This is a genomic window from Methanosarcina barkeri MS (assembly GCF_000970025.1).
In the GTDB taxonomy this organism is placed as follows: domain Archaea; phylum Halobacteriota; class Methanosarcinia; order Methanosarcinales; family Methanosarcinaceae; genus Methanosarcina; species Methanosarcina barkeri.
Genome location: NZ_CP009528.1, coordinates 2,734,683 through 2,755,339 on the forward strand (window position 1 = coordinate 2,734,683; position 20,657 = coordinate 2,755,339).

The 20,657-nt window shown below is 38.9% G+C and carries 13 protein-coding genes; 10 read left to right on the forward strand and 3 right to left on the reverse strand.

All coding sequences use genetic code 11. The annotated features are described in order from the left end of the window. Positions 1–418: 418 nt before the first annotated feature. On the forward strand, positions 419–1,114 hold the full coding sequence (locus MSBRM_RS11040; protein ID WP_048155728.1) for a type 1 glutamine amidotransferase: 696 nt from the start codon (positions 419–421) through the stop codon (positions 1,112–1,114). A 319-nt stretch (positions 1,115–1,433) separates the two neighbouring features. Here the strand turns inward: MSBRM_RS11040 and mprF are convergent, their stop codons facing one another. Further along, positions 1,434–4,082, reverse strand: a complete 2,649-nt coding sequence (mprF, locus tag MSBRM_RS11045) for a bifunctional lysylphosphatidylglycerol flippase/synthetase MprF (RefSeq protein ID WP_048155729.1) — start codon at positions 4,080–4,082, stop codon at positions 1,434–1,436. A gap of 783 nt (positions 4,083–4,865) precedes the next feature. Between mprF and MSBRM_RS11050 the strand changes: the two genes are divergently transcribed. Next, entirely contained in the window at positions 4,866–9,146 is a 4,281-nt protein-coding gene (locus tag MSBRM_RS11050; RefSeq protein WP_048155731.1) for a DUF7286 family protein, read from the forward strand. A gap of 2 nt (positions 9,147–9,148) precedes the next feature. Next, positions 9,149–9,775 carry a sarcinarray family MAST domain-containing protein gene (locus tag MSBRM_RS11055; RefSeq protein ID WP_048155735.1) on the forward strand — a complete coding sequence of 209 codons (627 nt, stop codon included), beginning with the start codon at positions 9,149–9,151 and terminating at the stop codon, positions 9,773–9,775. A 518-nt stretch (positions 9,776–10,293) separates the two neighbouring features. On the opposite strand, the gene MSBRM_RS11060 is transcribed toward MSBRM_RS11055, so the two are convergent. After that, on the reverse strand, positions 10,294–11,673 hold the full coding sequence (locus MSBRM_RS11060) for an SUMF1/EgtB/PvdO family nonheme iron enzyme (protein ID WP_052712850.1): 1,380 nt from the start codon (positions 11,671–11,673) through the stop codon (positions 10,294–10,296). 158 nt (positions 11,674–11,831) lie between these two features. Here MSBRM_RS11060 and MSBRM_RS11065 point away from each other — a divergent pair, with 158 nt between their 5' ends. From MSBRM_RS11065 to MSBRM_RS11080, 5 genes are all read left to right on the forward strand, one after another. Beyond that, entirely contained in the window at positions 11,832–12,383 is a 552-nt protein-coding gene (locus tag MSBRM_RS11065) for a hypothetical protein (protein ID WP_141706314.1), read from the forward strand. An 11-nt stretch (positions 12,384–12,394) separates the two neighbouring features. Next, positions 12,395–12,529, forward strand: a complete 135-nt coding sequence (locus MSBRM_RS21775) for a hypothetical protein (RefSeq protein WP_255361871.1) — start codon at positions 12,395–12,397, stop codon at positions 12,527–12,529. A 2,075-nt stretch (positions 12,530–14,604) separates the two neighbouring features. Further along, complete coding sequence (locus tag MSBRM_RS11070) at positions 14,605–15,315, forward strand: SDR family NAD(P)-dependent oxidoreductase (protein WP_048155739.1); 711 nt, start codon at positions 14,605–14,607, stop codon at positions 15,313–15,315. 315 nt (positions 15,316–15,630) lie between these two features. Then, positions 15,631–16,341, forward strand: a complete 711-nt coding sequence (locus MSBRM_RS11075) for an SDR family NAD(P)-dependent oxidoreductase (protein WP_048155742.1) — start codon at positions 15,631–15,633, stop codon at positions 16,339–16,341. Positions 16,342–16,393: 52 nt separating this feature from the next. After that, positions 16,394–17,062 (forward strand): phosphoribosyltransferase, encoded by a 669-nt coding sequence (locus MSBRM_RS11080; RefSeq protein WP_048116861.1) that lies wholly within the window; start codon positions 16,394–16,396, stop codon positions 17,060–17,062. A 680-nt stretch (positions 17,063–17,742) separates the two neighbouring features. Here MSBRM_RS11080 and MSBRM_RS11085 read toward each other — a convergent pair. Then, positions 17,743–18,735, reverse strand: coding sequence for an IS701 family transposase (locus MSBRM_RS11085; RefSeq protein WP_048155834.1), 993 nt, complete (start codon positions 18,733–18,735; stop codon positions 17,743–17,745). A 145-nt stretch (positions 18,736–18,880) separates the two neighbouring features. Between MSBRM_RS11085 and MSBRM_RS11090 the strand changes: the two genes are divergently transcribed. Next, a complete protein-coding gene (locus tag MSBRM_RS11090; RefSeq protein ID WP_048116859.1) occupies positions 18,881–19,915 on the forward strand; it encodes an inorganic phosphate transporter in 1,035 nt (344 codons plus the stop codon). Beyond that, positions 19,912–20,601, forward strand: a complete 690-nt coding sequence (locus tag MSBRM_RS11095) for a TIGR00153 family protein (RefSeq protein WP_048116856.1) — start codon at positions 19,912–19,914, stop codon at positions 20,599–20,601. The genes MSBRM_RS11090 and MSBRM_RS11095 overlap by 4 nt, the downstream gene beginning before the upstream one ends. Positions 20,602–20,657: the final 56 nt, after the last annotated feature.

The window sequence follows — 20,657 nt, forward strand, 5'->3', positions numbered from 1 at the left end:
TTTTGCCTTCTACATGAATAACTTACACAGTTTGAGAAATCTGCCTCATTCATTACCATTTAATTAAAGGAGTTTATCCATATAAAATTTATGGAGTTTAAAAAGACCTCCATAATCACCATATATATTTAACTCTAAGGCGTAAAGTCTCTTTCCTCGACAATTTCTGGCGAAAGCCGGAAAGTGGAAGGTGAAGGATGAATAAGGAACAGAATACAAATTTTATAAATAAAAAGTTCCAACCTACCATTAGACTATTATGTTTCATTACTCCCAGTAATTGTCGGACAGCCTGTAAAGAATGAGGTGCTTGTGACCCTCTGCGCTCCCGTTGTAATAAAATAAACGTTTATAATATATGAAAATTGTAGCCTAGTTAGGTAACTCATAGCCCATAAAACTTCAAAACTGATCTTTCATGAAAGTCCATGTCCTCCAGCACTCTTCAATAAACACCCTCGGCACCATTGAAGAGTATACAAAAACTAAAAATAACAGGCTTGAATCAACCCGTTTTTACGAAACGATAAGCCCTCCAGAGCTTGAATCATTTGACCTTCTTATCATCATGGGTGGCCCGATTGGAGTTTACGACTATAAAGATAATCCCTGGCTGAGAGATGAAAAAGCGTTTATCAAGCAGGCAATTGAAGCAGGAAAAACTATACTGGGAATCTGCCTTGGCGCACAATTACTTGCCGACATCCTCGGAGCCCGCGTGTATGAAAACAGGCACGTGGAAATGGGCTGGTTTCCTGTAAGGGCATCTGGAGGCGAGAATAAGCCGAAATTTTTTGAAGGGCTGCCGGACAAGATCATGTTTTTTCACTGGCATTCCAGGACATTTGACCTTCCTGCAGGGGCCGTTCAACTTTTTGAAAGCGAAGGCTGTAGGAATCAGGGGTTTATCTACAATGACAGAGTTATAGCGCTTCAGTTTCATCCTGAAGTAAATGAAGACAGAATTCTGAGTTTGATCAAGTGGTTTGGGGATGGGATGGAAAATGGACCGTTTGTACAGAAAAAAGAGGAAATGCTCGGGAAAAAAGAATATCTGGATGCCACAAAGAAATTTATGTTTTTGATTCTGGATAAACTTAAAAAACTGATATAAAAAGTGCTGAGCTAGTTAGCTATTCAGCTATTCAGCTATTCAGCTATTCAGCTATTCAGCTATTCAGCTATTCAGCTATTCAGCTATTCAGCTATTCAGTTATTCAGTTATTCAGTTATTCAGTTATTCAGTTATTCAGTTATTCAGTTATTCAGTTATTCAGTTATTCAGTTATTCAGTTATTCAGTTATTCAGTTATTCAGTTATTCAGTTATTCAGTTATTCAGTTATTCAGTTATTCAGTTATTCAGTTATTCAGTTATTCAGTTATTCAGTTATTCAGTTATTCAGTCATTCAGCCACTCAACCGGCAGAAAACTCAGGTGAGTTCTTCAGATGGCTTTTCAGACAGCTGCTGCTTTCCTCTACGGCTTGCTGGTCGCTTATTTTCTTTTGAGAAGATCCCTTTAACTCCTCCTGAGATCAGAGCTGCAATATCTTTTAAGGCAAGGCCCTGTTTGAACCCATTGGGAAGAGCAATATATTTCGGGCTCCAGACAGGATTGAACTTTTCCTTAAAATCCCGCAGTCCTTTATAATTATAAAAGTGTTCTCCATGAGTAAAGATTAAAGACCCGATTTTATGCCACATCGGAGCAAATTGCCGTGTTTCAAGCCCTGAAAGGGGAGCCATTCCGAGTGAAAAGCGCCTGTACCCGTTTTCTTTTCCCCAGAGCATGAGCTTGACAAAAAGATATTCCATCGTCCTGTCAGGGGCATCGGAACTGTGGCGCATGAGATCAACACTGATTTCTTCATTATCCGCGCCTGCCCAGATGTTTGCAAAAGCAACGATTTCGGACTCGTTCCTGACAATGGCAATAGGGAAATTGCTCAGGTATTTCTCGTCAAAGTAGCCAATTGAGAATCGCTTTTCTTTTCCTGCTTTCAACTTGAGCCAGGCATCCGAGATATTTCTTAGTTCAGGCATAAGGCTCTGAACCTCTTCTTCAGAGATAATTTCAAACCAGTATCCTTTTTTCTCCACATTCCTTACGGTATAACGGAAATCTTTGCTTGCACTTCCTTCCAGGGTAAAAGCCTCAAGGGGAACTTTCGCCTCTTCCCCGATTTTTATAAGGGTCAGACCAAGGTCAAGATAAACCGGAATATATTTTTCGCTTACCTCATAGAAAGCAGCCCTTCCCTGGTGCAGCTTGCTCATTTCATAAAAGTCCCAGATCAGCTCTTTTGCATGATTACTGGTTCCAACGATATCTCCCATTGCAACCCAGGTCTTTCCGGAAACTCCATACATTAAAAAAGCCTGCTTTTCATCATCAAAAAACAGATATTTGTCCTCGGTAAATACCAGGTTTCCAGATGTTTCCTCACTCTGATTAACAATTTTTTTTGCAAGCTCCATCTCCTCTGCCCCTGGCATGTGAATGTCCCTGGAAAAGGGGCTAAGGATTTTTGCCATCCCAAGAACAAGAAGCAGAATGAAAGCTCCGACCGTAGCCCTTAAAAAACTGGAGGCCTGGGAATTAATCCCGAACTGCCACCAGAGTTCGTTTGAATATTTCACGTTATGGTATGAAAAAAATCCAAGCCATACGAAGCTTACGAAGACCAGGGTTATTGCAGTTACATTACTTTTGCTAAAAGACTGATGCATAAGAGAGGATTTTCTGTAAAAATATTTCCTGCAGGGAAGCAAAAAGAAAAACAGGATAAAAAGAATCGCAGCTTCATGGTAATCCAGGTCTTTCAGAAGGGCAAATATCCCGCCCATCAAAAGTACGGAAAGAGAAAGAACATAGGCTCCATCAATTCTTTTCCAGAGGCCGTTTGCCAGGAGTAGGAGTAATACTCCCATAATGCTTCCAAAAAGCCTGGAGGCTTCGATTAAAGGAAGAGGAATAATGTAATTAAGGTCATGCAGGTACCTTGGATCTGAAGGTAGAGCTCCGGAAAAGAGAAGGGAAACTCCTCCAAGGAAAACAAGAATCGAAAAGACCTGAGGTGTTAGTTCGGATAGGCTTGAATACGTGGCTTTCTCAATTTTCCTCAGGAATTCGTCTCTCTCTTGATATTCATAGAACATAAGAGCCAGCAACCCAATAAGGAATGGTACGAAATAGTAAATTGTCCTGAAAAGAAGAAGCGGTTTAATTATATCGACCGTGCCGAAATACGGTTCCAGCATAAACAGCATAAGGGTTTCAAAAACCCCAAGCCCGCCCGGGACAGTACTTATCAGCCCTATAATCTGCGCCAGCGCAAAGAACACAAGGACATGAAGCAGGGTAAGATGTGGATTTGAAGGCAAAAGGAAATAGATAATGCTTCCCGAAAGCAGGTAATCTACTGACGATAAGCCAAGCTGCAAGAACGCTATTCTCGGTTCAGGGACCCTGATCTGGTATCCTTTTGCCCTAAAATTCAATCTCCTGAACGAGAAAATGAAATAAATAGCAACACTTAGCAGTAAAAGAATTCCAATAAGGTTTAACGGGATAGGGATCTCGGGTACGTAATCCGACAGTTTCACAGGATAGAATGTGAAAAGCAAACCGCCTACAAAGCAAAACCCAACCCAGAAGGTGAGTATGCAGAAAATAATAATTTCCCAGATCTGGCGCAGGTTCAGCCCGTTTCTTGAGTACAACCTGTATCTCAGGGAACTTCCTGTCAGGACGTTAAAACCAACACTATAACTTATGGACGTACTGATAAAAGAAGCACTGACAGTCTGCTTATAAGGCATAGGGTGATTAATATGACGAACTGCCAAGTAATCATAACCTGTTAAAGTAAGATAACTCAAGAAAGTTAAAAAGAACGCAAGTTCTATATGGCTCAGTGGAATGCTGGTAATACTTCTGAGTACATACATCGATTGCAAGTGACGTATCTGTCTGTCCAGAGTCCACAAAGCCAGGGAAAATATAACCACTGGCAGAAGGTATCCTGCAAACTTCTCTATTTTGAGGGTTTTTTCTCTCATACTTCCTTTGTCTGTCATTGAGATCAGCGTTTTTTCACTTTACTTTTTTTCACTTAATTCATTCTTAATTTCTAGCTAAACTCTTTCATAATTTCTAACTAAACTCTTTATTAATTTTTCACTTAATTCTTTCTTAATTTCTAACTAAACTCTTTATTAATTTATCACTTAATTCTTTCTTAATTTTTAATTAAATTTTTAATTTAGACCTCTTTAAATTTTTCATTTAACTCTTTATTGATTTCTTATTTAAAGCTTTTTAAATTTTTGTGTTGTGTTTTTAAATCGCTTGGCAAATATTTTGAATTTCGTGCTTTAACAGACAAAGTAATTTCCTTAAAATATATACATATCGACTCTAATCTCAAGGAAAATTCTTAAAATATTTGTTTTGAGTTAAATGATATATTAAGTTGCCTGTTACAGAATAGTTAAAACAAAACTAAAGGAGAAGTAAAAGAAATATTAAATTATTAACAGCTTATTAACAGCACTGGAAAAACTAAGAACAAAAATAAAAATACTGATTCCATACAATTCCAGTTTCCTTTATTTTATATTATTTAGTTTTTTTATTACTGGTTCTTCATTTTTGCTTTATTTTGTACCTATTAATTTTGAGATTTCTAACTTATTTTGATATATTTCCATTTTTAGCTAGATTCAATTTTTTATTTTTGACACCAGTGTTTTTTCCGCTTAAAAGTAAAGTATTTATTGAGAGAACTCTTTAATATTTTTTGCATTTGACTGGCTTATTAGTTGATTTACGTTTATATTCCTGTTTTTGGGGATAGGGTGATGGTCGGGAAATTCTCTAATGATTTTTCATATTTCATTGAGGATAGCTGTGCCTATATACCCTATGCCGTGATCGGAATTTTCATTTTGCTTGCTGCTACCTTTACTTCAGTATATCTTATGAGAATAGATAGCAAAGTCGCTGAGACCATTTATACGACCGAAAATAATGATCCCAGGCAGGATGCCATCAACCTTGCCTCGTTCGACCTTGCTCGCTGCCTCAATTATGCAGGAATGGAAGCCCTTGAATGGCAGGGAGAACACCCTGTAATACTGCCTGAAGGCAATGCCGTTAGCAGGTTTTCGGAAGATGGTTTTATGGTAATCCCAAAAAACCAGAACATCGAACGGGAGGACACACTTCAGATTTCTATAAACCTGCCTTCCGATATCTGGGGCAAGATCGAATCCCTATGGAAAAACCGGGATATTTTGCTAATTGTCACTGACTCTTCAGGCCGCGAAATCAAGAGTGTGAACTACGGCCAGGCAACCGGCTTTTTCCAAAAAGTTTCACTTGAGGAAGCCGTGAAAATTCCGGATTCTGCAGCCTCGGGATATGCCTCAATCGAACTTTATTACGGGGACGAACTCAAAGCCTCTGACTGGTTCGTAATTGAAGTAAGCCCGATAAAAGATATCACAGCAGACGCTTTTAACACGCTGCTTTCTACAAACTATCAGGGAAACAGCCACACTTTCAGGGAATACGCAATTAATGTGGAACCTGATATCGAACCAGAACAGATAAAAATAAGAAAAGTAACCGGAACTCTGCAACGTGAAATCTCACCTGCTGGCATTTCATCTACTGACATTTCACCTGCTGACATTTCACCTGCTGACATTTCACCTGCTGGCGTTTCATCTACTGACAAAAATTACACTATTTATTATGTTTTTGAAATTCCTTCCCTGAACTATACCCTTGTTAACCTTGAATCAGGAGAAAGTTTCAATAGCAGTATGAAGCTTTCCACACTGATCACGTCAAGAGAGCCTCTTCTCGAAGAGCTTGTCAGGGAGTACGAAACAGAGCTTGGAAACACTTCGAGGCTTGACTCGACATCAAATTTAGTGCTGGGAGCAACAAACCTGAGGACTTTTATCTACGGCCCCTGGCAGCATTATGCAAACGGCCCTCTCAATATCCTGACAAATCCTGCCCTTTCAAGCTCGATTAACGGGGCTACACTTTATACCCAGAAGAGGATTTTTGATTCGGTTGACCCTCTGACCCTTACCTACACAAGCTACTATAATGGAAAAGTCCTCTACAAAGACATTTTCAATTCCAGAAGCGAGAAAACAGGTTTAAGCTCGAACTCCAGCCTGAACTCTACCGTTCTTAGTAACTCTACCAATCTTAATACCTCAGTTTCGGCTTACGAAGTGAATAGAGGCGTAAACCTGACAACAACTTACGACTCACTTGCCCAGAATAAATCCTTCTCTCTGGATATTGAAAAAAGTATAGATGAATCCCTTAAAACGACAAATACCTCTTTTGAAGATCTCTCCGAAAGTTCGAAAATCGAACTTTCAGCCTCCGATTATACCGACGAAGTTCTTGACGGCTGGGTCTTCAACGACCACGCGTGGGCAGAGGAAAATCCTGATCTAATCCATTCGGTCACGGACAGCGTTTATACCGCATCAGTCCAGGGACAGATCCTGAGAGACGGCTTTGATTCTCCAGACACGATGAGCTCTCTAATCACTACAAATTTTGACCCGGAATCAGTTTCGTTCAGCAGGCAAACCATTAGCTGGGATTCAAGATATTATGCATCAGGAACACACAGGGGATCTCTTGTGCCTTCTTATTCCTGGAGCTATCCAACCCAAATTTCTTACTTCGAATCCTTAAACCCTTCAATTGACCCTCCTAAAGGAGATGTAACCAGCTGGTCGGTCACATCGACGTCTGTCAGCCTGACCTCGGCTGATATAACCGATGTGAACATTGAACCTCATTTCTCCTATGTAAGTAATGATACTCTTATGGTCGAAAACCGAAGTGAAGGCTACCTGGATAAGGAAGACCACATTTTTGATTGGAGAATCAGGTACGATATATCCTACAAAATAAGGACAAATTGGAAAATAGACTATGATTACGATTATACCTATAGATGGAAAACCAGGGAAAAGCTACCTGACGGAAATTATACAACTGTGACGCATTCTGATACGGCAAGCGACTCGAATTCCCAAGCTGTAGGCAAAAACAATATTGTATCACTTTCCCATGCCGAAACCGAATCTGAAAACCTAACAATAATCTACCATAAATGTCCTCCAACAGGCGGCTATTCCGGTTTGTTGACTTATTCTGATCCGATAGAGCGGGAATACCGGGAAACAACTCTCTATTTGAACAACACAGACAGCATAGGCAGTGCCGAAGATGTAGATAACGGTACAGACAACAGCAAAGACAACAGCAAAAACAGCATCATAGACAACAGCACAACTAAAACCGAAAGGTTTGACCCATGCTGTTCCGACGCTGCCGACAAATACAAGGATGCGTATGTGGATTTAAGGACAATAGAAAGCATGTTCTGGGCCTATCCTGATGGAAAATATTTGCCCAAGAATGCTGTTAATTGCGATATTCCACTCTGGCTGCACCGAATTATGGCAGAAGAAGTGCTGGAAATGCTGGATTCGGTGAAAAAGGACAATCCGTCCTTCAATTATTCTCTTCTTGATTCTCCTGGCCAGAACCCAACAGCCCTTCAGGTGGAAACTGCGGAAAAACTTATTATGGAACTGGAAAAAGACCGGGAAGCTTACGTAAATAAAAAACAGTACCTTACGCCTTCAGGAACAATGTACGCTTCAAGTGACTCGGCCCGGTACATTGCAAAAAATGAAGCGTACAGCAAGCTGCTTGAAGATATTGACCAGAAAAACCGTAAACTGGATTCTGACCTCAACTCCTATGTTCTCAAGGCCCTGGAGAAAAAAGGCCTTGATACCGGTCTGCTTGACAGCGTGACCTCAGGCCCTATGACCCTTTTTAACAATCCTGCAATCGAGAAGGCAGCTTCGGCTCTGGGGGAGGACATGGGTATAATCTCAACAATGACCGTCACCGGCCAGCCGGAAAGCAAATACAACTGGACAGAAAACCTGACCCTGATCGTTGACCAGAAACCGAACTATCTATACCATGATCCTGATTTTGACCTTAGAGAGGAATACGAATGGGCTGACACCATGAGCGGAAAAACGATTTATCCCCTGGGTGTCCGGAACACCTGCATTTTCACAACCGGCATTTCCGAGGAAATTGGAGATATTATCGCCTCAAGCGATGAGTACGTAAAAACTGAAATGGCACAGCAGATCAGCCAGAGTATTTCCAACCTGAACGCAGAAGTTTTCCTGCTTGAACAGAACCTCAGCGAGCAGAATATTTCGCTGGATACAACTTGTCTTGACACGGAAGTTTACAACCTGAAACACATGTATGCACAGGAAATGAGGTCTCAGATTCTTGAAAATGTAGTTCAAGAGGTTAGCTCAAACCCTGTTATTTCCGACTGCATAGAGGATAGTCGAATCAGGGAAGTCACGACAACTTACCTTAACGGGCTTTCGGACAATGAAATTCTCGAAAAATCTACAACGGATGAACTGGCAGTTGAACTTGCTTCTATAATGAAAACGGAAATTCGAAATTCAAACCCTCCTGTTGAACCTGATGAGCTTGAAGCTATTCTGAATAGGGTGGATACTGACATCAAAATAGGAGTTGCAAATGGGGTCTGTGCAGTTACAATAAACAAAGGTGAAGTTATTGATGCCGGTTTTGGGAAAATCGATAATGAGCTGAAAAACTTGGCAAATGAAACTGCTGACAAGTATTCCGGTGAAATAGAAGACAAAATTTCAAAAAAACTGGATGGGACGATGGCAGCTGTTCCCTGCGGGTTGCCAGTATTGCCGCCACACTGGATTTTTACGGTTAATGTGTGGTCATATGAGGCAGTTGGAATGTATAACGAATTTAAAGTCAACGATAACGATAATGAAGTTATTCCTAAACCTTACTTTGGGCATAAAGGACAGATGTACATCAGAAAAGATGATTCAATCTTACACAATGGAAAATACATTGGAGATAACGTTCCACTAACATTTCAATTTGTTGGGTACTCTACTACTATAGTTGGGCCTGGTCCAAAAGGAGTTGGAGATAAAACAGGTGGTTCTACTGAAAAATCAGCTGGATATGAAACTCTTGTTGCACAATTTGGTGAATAATCATGAAATTTAGAATTTTTATACTTGGAATGGTACTTCTTTTGTTGACAAATATAGTTTCAGCAGGTTCTCAATATGGTACTATAGATGTTTACTATAATGATCAGCTTTTACCGGGAAAAGAAGTAGTTAAACCTACACTGAAGATAGGAGAACCGTTTAAAATAAAAATTGATCTAAAATTAAACCAGACATCGATATTATTTGTAAAAATTTGTAGTTTAAGGGTGGGAACACCTTATGAAGTTATAACTGGTCCTTCAGAGTTTGATAAAAAGTTATATTTTGAATCCTTAGATCCTGGAACATATACTTACGAATGGACACTAAAACCAACTGGAGAATGGGAAGGTGGAACAATGCCTGTGAATATTTGGTATCAAATACATAATGTCGGTGAAGATAAACCTCTGGTTCAAGGTGAATTCACAGTAGCTTATCCTTATATCTCCAACGAACATTACCAAGGCGAAACTCCTACTTCTGAGCAGCCTGCATCCGAAAATCAATCCACTTCAAAAAAGCCATCTTCAGAAAATTTATCTTCACCAGCATCTGCACCAGCTTTCAGTTTATTAACTGGTATTCTGGCGCTTGTGGTTATATTCCTAAAATTATCTCGTCACTGAATATAACCCTGCAGATAAGATTTAATGTTGTATCCAGAAATGATTTCGCAGATTCAAAATCATTTGAAAGTTCAACACCCGCTGCAACAGCAGGCAACGCAAAAAGTTAGACACTGAGTAAATTCCAATTCTATTTTGATATATTGGAATGATTATGTAAGAGCCCATCTCAAAACCAATTTTATTTCCACGCCAATAAAAAGTTCATAAGTGTGCTCATTGTCAGAGGATTGAGTGATTATTCCAAATTTGATATAATAGAAGGAAATTTAGAGTTTTGAGATCAGCTCGATATTAACACATTAGCAGAAGAAGTATACGATGTCTACAAAAATTTTGATAATTATCAATTCAAGGTTAACCTCTAAACATTTGCTTTTCTTATTTTCCTTTTCAAATTCTGTATTGGTATGGTAAAATGCTATGAAATAGCTGCGATTGCATGTATCCTGTACCTGCACGAACCTAGGGGAATTACCTAGCTAGTCACAGACCCAAAAATATGGTTGTAATATAAGTTACATTTTCCTCAAAACACGAAAACCTGCACAAAATCCAGATTCGGCGGCTGCTAGATCTGAGTACGCTGACTGACATACAAAGTCTCCACTAACATAATTACCTCCTCTTAAGATACGTACTGAGTTATCGCCATCTTCCCATGCGCTGCCATCTGATGGTGCACCAACATAATTAGAACGACGACTATCCTGAACCCACTCCCAGATATTCCCATGCATATCATAAAGACCCCAAAAATTTGGCATTTTTTGAGCAACTGGATGTGTTGTATCCCTTGAGTTCCTACAATACCAAGCATAATTCCTAAGTTCTGACGCGTCATCTCCAAAATAATATTTTGTTTGTGTACCAGATCTGCAGGCGTACTCCCACTCAGCTTCGGAAGGAAGACGATACTTATCAGTGTCTTCATTTTCATTCAGTTTTTTGATGAACTCTTGTGCATCATTCCATGACACATGTTCTACAGGTAGGTCATTACCTTTGACGTGAGAAGGATTATTATTCATTATAGCAGTCCATTGCTTCTGAGTTACAGGATATATCCCCATGTAAAAAGAATTCTTAATTGTAACTTTATGAACAGGTTTTCCAGCTGCAACTTTCATTGATCCCATCATAAATTCGCCTGCAGGGATCAAAACAAATTCCATGCCTGTAGAAGGGCTGGTGAAAGTTTCATGAATCTTTGAACTCTGAGGCTCAGTAGTTATTTTTCTTAATTCCCCAATCATAGGTTTCTGATGACTCTCGACTATACCTCCTTTTTTCTTTTGTGTGCTTACGGATGCTGAGCAATATTTTGATGTTATAGGTCTTAATTTCCCAATGTCTGGCTTTATGACAAGTTTTTGGTATGTAAGACGGGCATAGAGTTCATCATAAATTTCATCATTAATTTCCTCCATGTTAAGCACATAATAGGTGGCACTTTTAAGAATAGAAGGAATATATTCTGAATCTTGAGGAGAAAACACAATAGGAATACACTTATTGTTAGCTCCGGAGTAGTATAGTTCTTGTGTTATAATTGCACCTTCCCACTTTGCACCCATACCTTTTCCAACTTCATCTTTTCCTTTAAATCGCTTTTCATAATTTTCCGTACAGACGATAAGAACAAAATCAGCTTCTTCAATTTGATTGCTCATCCAACAAAACCATCCTTCAGGAGGAGAGGTTTCGTACTGATCGATATTACAATCGATTCCTTCTCTACGCAAGCGGTTTGAAAGCAGCAACACACTTTTTTTATGTTTATTAGAATCGTGACTGTAACTTATGAAAACCCTAGAACTTTTTGGAACATTATTATAATGAATCTCATTTAAACTAGGATCTGTTATAGGAAACTCTTGTTCTTTCAATGTACTCATGTTCTTCTCTCATCGCTTTTAACTTCAACTGGATGACAGTGACTTTTTAATAAATCTAATGCAAATTATGATATAAGTTAAATACTATTTTACATATTAAATTTATTGTTAGTAATGTTTGCTATAACATCTGTAACACACCAACTCTCAGGACTAAAATGATGTGTATAAAATCTCAAAGTGATATTAATCAAAGTGACGAAGAATGTGAGAAGCTAATATATGAGTCAGTAGTTGATATGTGTAACACCGAATGGCAAAAAACTCGTGATATTGAAAATAAGGCGACTGGTATCGTTGGGTTTGTGGGTGTAATTTTTAGTTTAACTGTGGCTTCTCTATCTACATTAATAGCATCGGCAGATGCCGTAACTAAAGAGAAAATATTCTCTGCTACATTTCTACTTATTTTAATTTTCTTAATATTAGTATTTTTTACATCATCTATTTTGTGTGGGTTAATTGCTCTCAATGTTAGAGATTGGTGGTTTTTGAAAGCCGACGATTTTACTAAATATTGTGTAGAAAATAAACCAGCAAAAAAGGAAATCTATAAAAAGATGACCGAGGATATTACAGGCAATATTGTCAAAAATCGCGACCAAAATGAGCAAATTGCTAAATGGTTAAACAGATCATACTTATTGTTTATGATAAGTGTACTTGTGTTAATAGTTTACTTTATTCTTCTGTTAAGTATATTGAAATAAGGAGAACTATTATGGCAGATGGAGGAAGTCATTTTTCTGGTACAGGGAAAAGAGTAGAGAAGGATGTAGCACTTGGCAGTAAACAACAACATCAATTTACAAATAAGAAAAAAGAAACACCAGAGAAAGATGAAAAATCCAAATAATGAAGTTTGGTCTGTAATCATAAGGGGCAGGTCTTATTCTTTCCCTGCCCCTCACAAACCCGTTGGCGGAGTTGTTCTTTCCCGCCGACTTACATCTTGTTTTTGAGTAGAATTTTAGAATAAGTTTGTAGAGCCAGTTAAGTAATTATAAACAAGCTCAATATAAAATATAAGTAATTTGACACTAATACAATATTGCTCTCGTCACGATCCTCTGATTTCCGCAAACATCGACGAGTATATTAAAAATATGTTTTTTCTCCAGACTACGAGTGCCTTTTGCTTCTTCTGACCACCTAACTCTATTACACCTTGAGCCACTTGTCAGTGATTCCGATTAGTTTTATGAGTAAAATTTACACAATTATTGCATCAATGCTATTATATTTCTCAATAGCAAAAATCAAAATATATAGAATATATCCAAAAACTATATAACAAATTTGGTTTATTTATATTTTGGAGGTATCAAGTGATTCGATTCAAAAAAATATTCCAGGATCCATACAACTCTTATTTTCAACAAAAAAGCTTCGTCTCGGAAGTAACCTCTTTCTCAATCGATACACTGATACCCCGGACAGATCTCCTTATGGGCTGCAGATTGTTCTTGTCTGCAGCTTATAAGATCAAATAGCACATCAACAATTCCATAATACGTTATGGCAATTTTCAGTGATCTCAGCTTAATTCTTCTCCTTTTGTTTCATCCCTGTCAACTTTCACAAAAACCGGATTTTTACGTGCAAACGGAGGCAAGAAATCACAGGAATCGACTTACTTTCAGAGGTATAAAAGGCAAGAAGTGTAAGTATGACTACCCAGATAGGTGACTCTCAAATGACATGCTAGTTATGCCTGCTGACGTGCTTAAAACAATTTTATTGCACGGAATTTTGTGGCTTGCACAAGATGATGGGAACTATGTGGAAATTGTCGGGCCGAGGTTGCCAGGATGATCACATCCCAAGCCGAAGCCATCTGATGTCCGCTTGAATACTTGGTCACCTCTTCTATTGCTTGAATACTTTCTCGTACAATTTTGTTTCATTATCATTCGTAACAACTGAGCAGTAACGGGCTTATCCGTCAAAAAGCCCTTTTTCTTCGAAAAACGTCTTTACACACTTTTTCCTTCCATTATTTCAGTTTTCTCTGTAAAATTTATAATTTCATATTCAGAGCTTCCTTCTATCGTTTATACATAGTTTTTGATACAGAACCTGTGCATAAGTAAAAAATTCTGTGTTTTGCAGTGAAGAAAAAATACAGAACCTAAAAAATAATAATTAATATTCAAATGTTGTTTGCTAAAAAAACATTTTATGCGTGAATATTATTTGCTTGGAACCAATTTTTCATATAATTTATTTTAAATAAGTTTGGGAATAATTATAGCTTGGAACCCCACGAGAATAAGAGAACAGATCCAACCTCATGAGAATAAGAGAACAAACCCAAACAAACGGATAAAAACGGAGTGGATAGACCACTAAGACAAAAACAAAGGGGTCAAAACAAAGAGGTCAACACAAAGGGGAAACGACTGGATGGTATGTGAGTAAAGAATTGCCTGGAAGATATTTTAATCCAAAGAATATATTGAGGGAATATTTTTTGGGTTACTTTGTCGGGGGATAGGTAAGAGGAACAAAAAAGCTTCCAGGTTTTTCTAATCTTTTTAAAGTGTTTTTGTTACAGTCGTCATTGGTAATGCTTTCAAAACAACTACCTTCAAGACGACAAAAATTAACAATAAGATAATTATTAATTTTGTACTAATTTGTGAGAGATCATAGCTATCTAGCCAAAAAAAGGTATAGGGTAATTAAGGTCTCATCTTCGCTGCCATTACTATTTTCCAACTTTCAAAAGTAATATAATGAATATTTGAATCTCAACAATCATAAGAGGCTGACAACCGAAGAAATTGAGAGTAACAAAAAGTTCATTCTCACGAGAATAACTTCTTTTCAGAAACTTAATTTCCAAAAATATATCCCTTTTTTTATCCGTTTTATCTTTTATTTAATAAAAAACAATTAGATAAAAATAAACCGATAAAGGGGATAGTAATGAGTTTAGCAGGTCAAACAGCTCTTGTAACCGGGGGGAGCAAAGGGATAGGAAAAGCTATCTGCCTTGCTCTGGCAAAAGAGGGAGCAAACGTCGTTATTGCAGCAAGGAATGAGAGTAAAATCAAAGAGATGGTAAATAAATTAAAAGCAATGGGCAGTAAAGCCATGGCTGTCCAGGCTGACGTGCAGAATGAGGAGGACGTAAGACGCCTGATTTCAATGACAATTGACAAATGCGGCAGGCTTGATATTCTTATCAACAACGCAGGTGTGGCCTACAAAAAGAAGCTGGAAGATACCACCCTGGAAGAGTACGAAAAAATGATGGATACCAACTTAAAAGGAGTTTTTCTCTGCACAAAGTATGCGATTCCATACATCAGAGAGAGCAATAATGGGAAAATCATCAATATATCCTCAGTAGGAGGATTACACGGGCTTCCGGATTTATCTGTATACTGTGCTTCGAAGTTTGGAGTAAACGGCATAACAAAGTCCGTTGCTGCCGAGCTGGAAGGAGAAATAAAAGTCTATGCAATCTGCCCGGGCGGTGTGGATACGGATATGTACAGGTCACTCTTTTCGGACAGACCTTCACTCAAACCAGAGCACATCGCAGAAAAGGTGCTGGAACTTGCTTCGCCTGATTCAAAAGTTACATCCGGGAAGATAATCGAGATACAGGCTCTTCCAGTCCCCCAGCTTTAATGGCTGAAACTTAAAGGGTAGACTTCCGGCAATTCTGGGCAATAATTTCAGAAAGTTTGTAGTAGATAGTTCTGTTAGACTTCTAATAGGTAGCTCTGGCAGACTTCTATTAGGTAACTGACAGACTTTGTAGCAGGTGGCTCTGGCAGATTTATAATATATACATTATCTTTTTGCCAGGTCTTCTTGCATTCTTTTGCCGGAATCCCCTTTCCTTTTAAGAGAGAGTTCTTGATTGCAGTTCAGAAATATTGCTTCCAAAATTATATCCTTATCCTGCTTAATAATTAATTAAATGACTGTAGAGTGACTGCTATGAGATTGAAAGGCCAGACAGCCATTGTAACCGGTGGGGGAAGAGGAATTGGAAGGGCTATCTGCCTGTCACTGGCAAGAGAAGGAGCCAATATTGTAATTGTCGCTAGAACCGAAAGAGAAATTAGAGAAACTGCCAGGTTGGTGGAAAGGGAAGGTAGAAAAGCTCTTGCGGTAAAGACCGACATTAGAAAAGAAGAGGAAGTCATTGACATGGTTTCAAAGGCAGTAAACGCTTTTGGAAAAATTGACATTCTCGTAAACGATGCAGGAGTAGCATACAGGAAATATCTTGTGGAGACTTCAACCGAAGAATATAATGAGATTATGGATACAAACGTGAAAGGCATGTTTTTCTGCACAAAGTACGCTCTTCCCTATCTGCTTAAACGGGGAGAAGGCAGGATTGTAAATATATCTTCAGGGGAAGGAAAGCATGGCATACCAAAGCTTTCGATATACTGCGCTTCAAAATTTGCAGCAATTGGTTTTACAGAGTCTCTTGCTTACGAAGTTGGAGGTGGGCTTCAGGTATATGCAGTCTGTCCTGCAGGTGTGGATACCGACATGTACCGCTCGCTTTTTTCAAATGAACCGGTTCTCAAGCCTGAAGATGTTGCAAACAAAGTTTTGGAACTTTGTTTACCAGAAACCAGTCTTCCTTCAGGCTCTTCAGTAGAAATTCACAGGCGGCCTATGAGGATATTTTGATTTTAACATTTGTACGGAAAAGAGGCATAATTTTTGAATATAAGGTGGAAACATGTTCAAAAACCGTAAAGATGCAGGGGAAAAGCTTGCAAAAGCTCTTGAGAAATACAGGACTGAATATCCTATTATTCTTGCTATTCCACGCGGGGGAGTGGAAGTTGGACTGCAGGTTGCAGCGAAGCTGAATGCCGATTTATCTCTCATTATTGCAAGGAAAATGCCTTTCCCGGACAATCCTGAAGCCGGATTCGGGGCAATAGCCGAGAATGGGAGCATGTTTATTTTAGAAAACGCACATTACTGGCTTTCAGGGGAAACAATTGAACGGATAAAACAGGAGCAAATCGCTGAGATTGAAAGGCGGATAAAAGCCCTTAGAGGAGGAAATCCCCTGCCTGAGCTTGCAGGAAGAACTGTAATTCTTATTGATGACGGCATTGCAATGGGCTCTACAATGCGGGCAGCCATTGAGCTTTGTAAAAACAGAAAGGCTGGAAAAATAGTTGTTGCAGTGCCTGTAGCAGGAAGAGAGGTCGCAGAAGAGCTTCAGAAAATAGTAGATGAGCTTCTGGTGCTTGAGATTCCTGCCTATTTCAGGGCTGTTGCCCAGGCTTACGAAAGATGGTACGATGTTTCGGATGAAGAGGTGCTGGACCTGCTCAGAGATAATATCAGGAAAAAAGAACTAAGAGATCAGGAATTTCATGGGCTTGAAACTTGAAAAAGATCTTCCTCTGTTGTTCTATATTAAATAGTTTTTATTGTTAAATAACCTATACTGCTAAATGCTCAATGCTGTTAATTCAAAATTTCGTTTTAAGAACTTCTTTGAAAAGTCTCTTTATGAAAACCAAGATCGTAGGCGCAAATAAACCTTGAAAAGTATAAACAGATAATCAATAGTATAAGCAGATAATCAATAATCTTTTCAAGCATTTTTCTCCAGATTTTCCCTCAATCCTTCTTGCTTTTGAAACTCTTTTTTAATAATTATTGTTAAAGTTCCGAAAAGGCATATTCGAATAAAAACTTTACGTTAGCTTGAATAACGGAAAAGATTTGTTCTCTTAGAGTTTGCCTCTGTTACCTTCAGATTGAAGATTTAAAACCGCTAACCCTGAAGTAAAGAATATGACTATACCAAAAATAGTCATATATAGATCTATAGATTATATAGAGCGCTCGAAAATATATGGAAACTATAAAATATAATGAAATGGTCTGAAATACAATACAGACTCGAAATCAAGAGAAGTGTTCAGGAATTAATGAAAATAATAAATCTTTGACTAATGAAATAGATAAACTTATTATAAAAACTAAAAATTGGAGTTTACAGACTTAGGAGTTACGCAGTTGGCTCCTAGCATATTGTTTTTTCCAAACTTTCAAATATTTGAATTAATTTAACGTGTATTGGGGATTCCTTAAGTATTCTGTCACTGCCACTCTTCTAATTTTCATAGCACTTTCAAACCAGGATATTCCACTTTTGATTCTTTGTAATTCCAGTCTAAGAAAAGCTCTTAATGAGAACATTATATGTGCTCTTTGTGATTCTTCCTTTCTTGCCTGACATTTTTCGACACCACAGAACTGTTTTATTCCCCTATGATATTCCTCAATTTTCCATGACTTCTTTGCCAAATCTTCACGTTTTGCTTCATCCATCTCTTGCACATCTGTAACCCAGTGTTGCGTGTCTCCATTTTTTGAAACTATCCTAAACACCTTTACAAATCCATATGCTTTGAGGTGAACCACACGTCCTTTTGGAGGAATATCTACTGTTTCAAGTGGCACATTTCCCTTGTTGTCAGGATTTACCAAACGATTATTTTTCAATCTTGTAAGGAAATGCCACTCTTTCTGTCTAATGGCTTTAAGGTTTTTCACACTTGCATACCATGTATCAAATAAAACGAATTTGGGATTAAAACCACGTTCTTCGGCCTTGTCAAGCATATCACGGAAATGGTCATTCTTTGTTTTGTCGTCTACATCGATGTTATAAATTCGAAAATCGATAGGTATAACGGTTGTACCGTCAGTCCAAACTAAAGTAACCAGGCCTATTCCCTTTACAGTACGATGATGTTTTCCACTCCACATACGACGAACAAAAGCAATTTCTTCTGCGTATGGTTTATCTAATGTTGAATCATCAACAATTAGGTATCCTCCCTTAAGCTTGACATAACTTTTTACTTCCTCCCATAGTGCTTCCGTGTCTGGAGGTTGCCTTTGAAGGCAACGAGTAAAAGCATCATGAGAAGGAGCATTAGCTATGTCTGGATAACATCTAGCAGCTTCAGTACAGCTAAAAACGTTAGAAGCCGCAATGAGAAAATTAATGTAGTCAATGTCGGTACACTTAGGTGGATTTATGTCCATAACTCCGTACGTTTTTAGAGAAACACTAAGCCATAAGTATATTTATAAAGATATCAAGTTTTCGGCATTTTAACTGCGTAAGTCCTAAGACTATTACAGTTATTATAACAAGTTTGAAGTTTAAGATTTCTGGAGCAGAAAAAAAATGGATTTACTTATCATAGCGCTTATTTTAGCCGGCCTTTATATGGCCTGGAATATAGGGGCAAATGACCTCGCAAATGCTATGGGGACTTCAGTTGGAACAGGATCTTTATCAATCAAGCAAGTGATTGTTATTGCTGCTGTCTTTGAACTTTTAGGCGCCGTATTATTCGGTGGACGAGTTACCTCTACAATTGCCAACGGGATTGTCCCCATCGGCATCGTTGGCGAAGTTCACCCAAATATTGTGGCGGTGGGGATGTTGGCTGCAATTCTTGCGGCAAGTTTCTGGGTAACTCTTGCGACTTTTTATAACCTTCCCGTTTCAACCAGCCATTCCATAGTTGGTTCCGTGCTCGGCTTCGGGCTGATTGCGGCTTACAATGGAACTATCTCTTATTCTGACATTCACTGGGGAGAACTTTTGAAAATTGTCGCTAGCTGGTTTATATCGCCAGTTCTTGGAGCAGTTTTTGCTTATTTGACCTTTTCCATAATAAGAAAGATTTTCCTTCACAGAGCTATAGACCTGCCTTTTGTTGAGAAAAAATTCATATCCTTACAACTCATTACTGGTTGTTATATCGCATTTGCGCACGGGTCAAACGATGTAGCAAACGCGATTGGTCCTCTCTGTGCAGCACTTAAGGTTATGGGAGTTTCAGGTACAGATGCCGGAATTCCGATATGGGTACTTTTGATGGGAGGCCTTGGAATGGTAATAGGAATGGCCACCTGGGGCTATAAAGTGGTTCAAACAATCGGCTCAAAGATTACGCAACTTACTCCTACACGTGGTTTTTCTGCCCAGTTCGCAACGGCGACAGTGGTTTTGCTTCACAGTTACAGTTCCCTTCCGATTTCGACTACACATACACTTGTCGGTTCGGTTATAGGGGTCGGACTCGCAGGCGGGATTGCAGCCGTTGACCTACGCGTGATCTGGAAAATTATTTCTTCCTGGGTAGCAACAGTTCCTATAGCCGCCCTTACATCGGCATTGATCTTTGTAGGATTAGAGGTGATCTTTTTATGAAAGACTACATCCGTTCTGTCCTTGACGTGGTTGCTGAATCTCCCTTTGTGCCTCTGGAAGCACACGCAAAAAAGGGAGTACTGGCAGTTGAAAAGCTGGCTGAAGCAATGGAAGCCTACTGTGCAGGAAACCAGTCTATTCTGGAGGAGAGAACAGATGAGATTGACACACTGGAACATGAGGCTGATAAACTCAAACAGAAGATAAGGGCAAGCATTCCCTCATCAGTAAGATTGCCCGTGAATAAAAAAGACCTCCTTTCTTTTCTTAAGCAGCAGGACTCTATTGCGGATTATGCTCAGACGGCTGCCTACTGGATGACCCTTCGATCCTGTGAGGATATCCCCGAGGAAATCAAAGAAGGCTTTCTGGAACTGATGAATACCTCCCTGAAGACTGCAAGGCTTTACGATGAACTTGCGGGTGCACTTTACAAGCTTCTCGCAACTTCTTTCAGCAAGGAAGAAATCAAAGAAACTATGACCATCATCCCTGAAGTCGAAAGACTGGAACATGATGTGGATGTGCTTGAAACTTCTCTCTCAAAAAAGATCTTCGAAAACGAAGACACTATAGGAGGTGCAGGTGTCTGCCACCTGATAGGACTTGTTGAAAGAGTAGGAGGCATTGCTGATAAGTCCGCAAGTGCTGCTGACCGTCTGAGAACTATGATTCTCAGAAGATAAGTGAGGTTTTGCCATTTTTCTTTAAATTATTTATTTTTTCCAAGTAATATAGTTCC

What these genes read in the sequence shown, in the direction of transcription:
- MSBRM_RS11040 (WP_048155728.1), top strand. Translation starts at nt 419, where the DNA reads ATGAAAGTCCATGTCCTCCAGCACTCTTCAATAAACACCCTCGGCACC.
- mprF (WP_048155729.1), bottom strand. Translation starts at nt 4,082, where the DNA reads ATGACAGACAAAGGAAGTATGAGAGAAAAAACCCTCAAAATAGAGAAG.
- MSBRM_RS11050 (WP_048155731.1), top strand. Translation starts at nt 4,866, where the DNA reads ATGGTCGGGAAATTCTCTAATGATTTTTCATATTTCATTGAGGATAGC.
- MSBRM_RS11055 (WP_048155735.1), top strand. Translation starts at nt 9,149, where the DNA reads ATGAAATTTAGAATTTTTATACTTGGAATGGTACTTCTTTTGTTGACA.
- MSBRM_RS11060 (WP_052712850.1), bottom strand. Translation starts at nt 11,673, where the DNA reads ATGAGTACATTGAAAGAACAAGAGTTTCCTATAACAGATCCTAGTTTA.
- MSBRM_RS11065 (WP_141706314.1), top strand. Translation starts at nt 11,832, where the DNA reads ATGATGTGTATAAAATCTCAAAGTGATATTAATCAAAGTGACGAAGAA.
- MSBRM_RS21775 (WP_255361871.1), top strand. Translation starts at nt 12,395, where the DNA reads ATGGCAGATGGAGGAAGTCATTTTTCTGGTACAGGGAAAAGAGTAGAG.
- MSBRM_RS11070 (WP_048155739.1), top strand. Translation starts at nt 14,605, where the DNA reads ATGAGTTTAGCAGGTCAAACAGCTCTTGTAACCGGGGGGAGCAAAGGG.
- MSBRM_RS11075 (WP_048155742.1), top strand. Translation starts at nt 15,631, where the DNA reads ATGAGATTGAAAGGCCAGACAGCCATTGTAACCGGTGGGGGAAGAGGA.
- MSBRM_RS11080 (WP_048116861.1), top strand. Translation starts at nt 16,394, where the DNA reads ATGTTCAAAAACCGTAAAGATGCAGGGGAAAAGCTTGCAAAAGCTCTT.
- MSBRM_RS11085 (WP_048155834.1), bottom strand. Translation starts at nt 18,735, where the DNA reads ATGGACATAAATCCACCTAAGTGTACCGACATTGACTACATTAATTTT.
- MSBRM_RS11090 (WP_048116859.1), top strand. Translation starts at nt 18,881, where the DNA reads ATGGATTTACTTATCATAGCGCTTATTTTAGCCGGCCTTTATATGGCC.
- MSBRM_RS11095 (WP_048116856.1), top strand. Translation starts at nt 19,912, where the DNA reads ATGAAAGACTACATCCGTTCTGTCCTTGACGTGGTTGCTGAATCTCCC.